At 69.1% G+C, this 5,118-nt stretch carries 3 protein-coding genes and 1 pseudogene; all 4 read left to right on the top strand.

Translation table 11 applies throughout. The annotated features are described in order from the left end of the window. Positions 1 to 133 precede the first annotated feature (133 nt). Complete coding sequence (locus NS4_RS30890; protein WP_084487893.1) at positions 134 to 1,510, top strand: replication-associated recombination protein A; 1,377 nt, start codon at positions 134 to 136, stop codon at positions 1,508 to 1,510. 36 nt (positions 1,511 to 1,546) lie between these two features. Beyond that, positions 1,547 to 4,225, top strand: a complete 2,679-nt coding sequence (alaS, locus tag NS4_RS30885) for an alanine--tRNA ligase (RefSeq protein ID WP_063062989.1) — start codon at positions 1,547 to 1,549, stop codon at positions 4,223 to 4,225. Next, entirely contained in the window at positions 4,225 to 4,821 is a 597-nt protein-coding gene (ruvX, locus tag NS4_RS30880) for a Holliday junction resolvase RuvX (RefSeq protein ID WP_063062988.1), read from the top strand. The genes alaS and ruvX overlap by 1 nt, the downstream gene beginning before the upstream one ends. Continuing rightward, positions 4,818 to 5,118, top strand: a pseudogene (locus tag NS4_RS30875) (hypothetical protein); the annotation flags it as partial. The gene ruvX and the pseudogene NS4_RS30875, both read left to right, overlap by 4 nt.

Below are 5,118 nucleotides of genomic sequence, written 5' to 3'. Positions count from 1 at the left end.
ACAGCGCCTTGGCGAGCAAGTCCACCCCCACCTTGGCAACCAAGCTCACCTCGCATGATGAGCGGGCAGCCGGTGCGGGCTCCTCGGGCTACGCCCGGACGCGGTGTCGGGGGTGGGCGGTACCGTCGCAGGCATGAGTGAGGGTCTGTTCGATATGCCCGGGGTGGGGGCGGGCGCACCGGATATCGCCTTCGCGGGCGAGGCCGCAGGGGGTGGTGGGGCGCGTGCTCCGCTCGCGGTGCGGATGCGGCCCGCCTCGCTCGACGAGGTCGTCGGGCAGCGGCATCTGCTGGGGCCCGGTTCGCCGCTGCGGCGGCTGGTGGAGGGGTCGGGTGCGGCCTCGGTGCTGCTGTACGGGCCGCCCGGTACCGGGAAGACGACGCTCGCATCGCTCATCTCGCAGGCCACCGGCCGCCGGTTCGAGGCACTGTCGGCCCTGTCCGCCGGGGTCAAGGAGGTGCGGGCGGTCATCGATATCTCGCGCCGGCGGCTCACCGCGGGCGAGCAGACCGTGCTGTTCATCGACGAGGTACACCGCTTCTCCAAGACCCAGCAGGACGCCCTGCTCGCCGCGGTGGAGAACCGCATCGTGCTACTGGTCGGCGCGACCACGGAGAATCCGTCGTTCTCGGTGGTGGCGCCGCTGCTGTCGCGGTCGCTGGTGCTGCAGCTGCACTCTCTCGGGGCCGAGGATATCCGGGCCGTCCTCGCCCGTGCCCTCACCGATCCGCGCGGTCTGGACGGGCAGTACACGGTGACCGACGAGGCACTCGACCACATCGTGCGGATCGCCGGAGGTGATGCCCGGCGAGCGCTCACCGCGCTGGAGGCCTCGGCGGAATCCGCGCTGGACGGCACGGTCGACCTCGACCTGGTGGCCGCGAGTATCGACAAGGCGGCCGTCCGGTACGACCGAGCCGGTGACCAGCACTACGACGTGATCAGCGCGTTCATCAAATCCATCCGCGGGTCCGACGTGGACGCGGCGCTGCACTACCTGGCCCGCATGCTCACCGCGGGGGAGGACCCGCGCTTCATCGCCCGCCGCCTGATGATCCACGCCAGCGAGGACATCGGCATGGCCGACCCGACCGCGCTGCAGACGGCGACCGCTGCGGCCCAGGTGGTGCAGCTGGTCGGGTTGCCCGAGGCGCGGCTGGCGCTGGCACAGGCCACCATCCATCTGGCCACCGCGCCGAAATCGGGCGCGGTGATCGCGGCCCTCGGCGCGGCCATGGCCGATGTGGCGGCCGGGAAGGCGGGCTCGGTGCCGCCGCATCTGCGGGACGGTCACTACGCGGGCGCCCAGCGGCTCGGCAATGCCCAGGGCTACCGCTACCCACACGACGACCCGGACGGGGTCCTCGCCCAGCAGTACCCGCCGGACGAACTCGTCGGGGTGGACTACTACCACCCCACCGACCACGGTCACGAGCGGGCGGTCGGGCCCCGGGTGAGCACCCTGCGCCGGATCGTGCGCGGTCTGCGCCCTGGAAACCCGGCTCGGTGATAATTCGGGTGCGCGGCACCGGTAGGCTGGATATTCGTGCAGACCCACGAGATCAGACGGCGGTTCCTGGACCATTTCGTTAGTGCCGGGCATACAGAGGTGCCCAGTGCATCGCTGATTCTCGACGACCCGAACCTGCTGTTCGTGAACGCGGGCATGGTGCAGTTCAAGCCGTATTTCCTCGGTCAGCAGACGCCGCCGTTCCCGCGCGCGACCAGCGTGCAGAAATGCGTGCGCACCGGTGATATCGAGGAAGTCGGCGTCACCACTCGGCACAATACGTTCTTCCAGATGGCGGGTAATTTCTCGTTCGGCGACTACTTCAAGGAAGGCGCCATCCGCTTCGCCTGGGAGCTGATCACCAATTCGCAGGAGGACGGCGGGTACGGCTTCGATCCGGAGCGGATCTGGGTCACCGCCTACCAGGACGATCCCGAGGCCGCCGAGATCTGGCGCCGGGTGGCCGGTATCCCCGAGGAGCGGATCCAGTTCCGCGACGGTAAGGACAACTACTGGGATATGGGCGTGCCCGGTCCCGGCGGGCCCTGTTCGGAGATCTACTACGACCGTGGGCCCGAGTACGGCCGCGACGGTGGCCCCGTCGCCGATGAGGACCGCTACCTGGAGATCTGGAACCTGGTCTTCATGCAGGATATCCGCGGCGAGGACAGCCCGAAGCTGGGCTTTCCGCCGGTGGGCGTGCTGCCGAAGAAGAACATCGATACCGGTATGGGCGTCGAGCGCATCGCGCTGCTGCTGCAGGGTGTCGACAATGTCTACGAAACCGATCTGCTGCGCCCCATCATCGACAAGGCCGAGGAGCTGACCGGTCGCTCCTACGGTGTCGAACACGCCGACGATGTCCGGTTCCGGGTGATCGCCGACCACGCGCGCACCTCGGCCATGTTGATCGCCGACGGTGTCAACCCCGGCAATGACGGCCGCGGCTACGTGCTGCGCCGGTTGCTGCGCCGGATCGTGCGCTCGGCCCGGCTGCTCGGCGCCGAACAGCCGGTGATGAGCGAGTTCATGCGGGTTGTGAGCGAGCTCATGGCACCCTCGTATCCCGAGCTGTCCACCGACTACGCGCGGATCGAAACCGTCGCGGTCGGCGAGGAGACGGCCTTCCGCAAGACCTTGAGCACGGGTTCGAAACTGTTCGACGAAACGGCGGAGCAGGTAAAGGCGTCGGCCTCGCGCGGCGGTACCGGCACCATCTCCGGCGCCGACGCCTTCACCTTGCACGACACCTACGGCTTCCCGATCGACCTCACCCTGGAGATGGCCGCGGAAGCCGGTCTGTCGGTGGATGAGGACGGGTTCCGTACGCTCATGGCCGAACAGCGGCGGCGGGCGAAGGAGGACGCCCACGCCCGCAAGCACGCGCATGCCGACCTGTCGGTGTACAAGGAACTGGTCGACCGCGGCGATACGGAGTTCACGGGTTTCGACGAGCTGACCTCCGAGGCCCATGTACTGGCCCTGATCTCCGAGGGAGTCCGGGTGCCGACCGCGCCGGCGGGCACCGATATCGAGGTGATCCTGGACCGCAGCCCGCTCTACGCCGAATCCGGTGGTCAGATCGCCGACCGCGGCACGATCACCGCGGCAGGGACGAAACTCGTCGTCAACGATGTCCAGAAGATCGCCAAGAAGCTGTGGGTGCATCGGTGCACCGTCGAACAGGGGCAGATCACCGAGGGCGATGTGGTGCTGGCCCAGGTCGATCCGGGCTGGCGGCGCGGCGCCACCCAGGGGCATTCCGGCACCCATATGGTGCACGCGGCACTGCGTCAGGTGCTGGGACCCAACGCGGTCCAGGCCGGTTCGCTCAACAAGCCGGGCTACCTGCGTTTCGACTTCAACTGGCAGGGTCAGCTCAGCGAACAGCAGAAGGCCGATATCGAGGCGGTGTCCAACGACGGCGTCGGCGCGGACTTCCCGGTGAACACCTTCGTCACCGACCTGCCCAAGGCCAAGGAGATGGGCGCGCTGGCGCTGTTCGGGGAGAACTACGGCGACCGGGTCCGCGTGGTCGAGATCGGCGGACCGTTCTCCATGGAGCTCTGCGGTGGTACCCATGTGGGTCACTCCTCGCAGATCGGCCCGATCACCCTGCTCGGTGAGTCGTCGGTGGGTTCGGGCGTGCGCCGGGTGGAGGCGTTCGTCGGGCTGGACTCCTATCAATATCTGGCCAAGGAACGCGCGTTGCTGGCCGGGGTCGCCTCGATGCTGAAGGTGCCCTCCGACGAGGTGCCGGGGCGGGTCGAGCAGCTGGTGGACCGGCTGCGCGTCGCCGAGAAAGAGCTCGAACGGACCAAGATCGCGGCGGTGTTGTCGTCGGCGGGTTCCTATGCCGAGGCCGCCGAACGGTTCGGGGATGTGCTGCTGGTCGCGGCCGCCGCGCCCGAGGGCGTCTCCGCGGGTGATCTGCGTACCCTGGCCACCGATATCCGGGGCCGGCTGGGTTCCACCCCCGCCGTCGTGGTGTTGCTCGGAAATAGCGAGGGTAAGGTGCCGTTCGTGGTGACGGTGAACAAGCCCGCCCAGGCGCTGGGCTTCGCCGCCGGTGATCTGGTGGCCGTCTTCGGGCCGCGGATCTCCGGCCGCGGCGGCGGCAAACCCGAGATGGCGCAGGGCGCGGGTTCGGACCCGTCGGGTATCGACGCCGGTCTCGCGGCGGTACGCGATCACATCGGCGCGCACGCCGGCTGATGACGGTGGGCTCGCTGGACGACCCGCCCGTCGACCGGCCCGATCCCGCCACGGATCCGGGCCGGGGCAGGCGGTTGGGCATCGATGTGGGCAGTGTGCGGATCGGGGTCGCCGCGAGTGATCCCGACGGGATTCTCGCCACTCCGGTGGAGACCGTGCCCCGCGACACCGGCTCCCGGCGCGCCGGGCGGCCACCGCGGGGCGTGCACAGCGGTGGTCGCACGCCCGGATCCGGCGCGGATATCGCGCGGATCGCGGCGATCGCGGACGAGTACGAGGCGGTGGAGATCATCGTGGGGCTGCCTCGTACGCTCCGCGGCGAAAAAGGAACCTCGGCGCGCATGGCGACGGAGTTCGCCGGAAGATTGCGCGACTCGCTGCCCGACGTCCCGATCCGGCTTTCCGACGAACGTTTGACTACGGTGTCTGCTGCACGCGCTCTGCGGGACAGCGGTGTTCGAGCGCGCGGACAGCGGCAGGTGATCGACCAGGCGGCTGCTGTATCGATCCTGCAGAGCTGGTTGGACGAACGGAGTTCTGTGATGAGGTCGGCCGAGGACGCGGCACGTACCGCGTTGTCCGGAGACGATGAATGACGGATCGATGGGCGCAGGCGGAGGCGCGATTCCGGCAGCGTGAGGCCGAGCGGAAGTATCGCCGCGACGACCAGGCATGGGAGCGATCCCGCCGGGCCTCCACCACACCGGTAGCCGACGAGCCGGAATGGGACGACGAGCCCGAGGACGGCTGGGATCCCTACGAGGACGACGACACCGCCGTCATCCCCCGCTATGTCGACGAAGACGAAGACGAATACGACGACGAGCCCGAACCCGAGCCGCGATCGCGCCCCCGCCGCCGTGCCGGTGCGCGGACCGCGCCCGCCCGCGGGG

Origin of the sequence: Nocardia sienata NBRC 100364, assembly GCF_001613205.1 — a bacterium.
GTDB lineage: Bacteria > Actinomycetota > Actinomycetes > Mycobacteriales > Mycobacteriaceae > Nocardia > Nocardia sienata.
This window is presented reverse-complemented; position numbering and strand designations above follow the sequence as displayed.

Excerpts from the sequence above, each read along its gene's own strand:
- NS4_RS30890 (WP_084487893.1), top strand. The coding sequence starts at position 134 with ATGAGTGAGGGTCTGTTCGATATGCCCGGGGTGGGGGCGGGCGCACCG.
- ruvX (WP_063062988.1), top strand. The coding sequence starts at position 4,225 with ATGACGGTGGGCTCGCTGGACGACCCGCCCGTCGACCGGCCCGATCCC.